This window comes from Shewanella sp. Sh95 (assembly GCF_001308045.1).
In the GTDB taxonomy this organism is placed as follows: Bacteria; Pseudomonadota; Gammaproteobacteria; order Enterobacterales; family Shewanellaceae; genus Shewanella; species Shewanella xiamenensis.
Genome location: NZ_LGYY01000160.1, coordinates 1 through 237 on the forward strand (window position 1 = coordinate 1; position 237 = coordinate 237).

Annotated in this window: 1 rRNA gene; it reads left to right on the plus strand. The window is 48.9% G+C overall.

Going from position 1 to position 237, the window contains the following annotated elements:
* A 16S ribosomal RNA gene (locus AEA42_RS11900) occupies positions 1-85 on the plus strand; the annotation flags it as partial.
* Between the last annotated feature and the right edge of the window lie 152 nt (positions 86-237).

The window sequence follows — 237 nt, forward strand, 5'->3', positions numbered from 1 at the left end:
GGCGCTCACCACTTTGTGGTTCATGACTGGGGTGAAGTCGTAACAAGGTAGCCCTAGGGGAACCTGGGGCTGGATCACCTCCTTACCTATACGACTAACTCGATGTTTGCTGAGTGTTCACACAGATGGCTTGTTGAACTTCCTGTAAGGGAAGGGAGAGCGACATGCACCGCGAGCCGGTATGCATTGTTCTTTAACAATTTGGAAAGCTGATAGTAATTAACGCAATGATGTCTG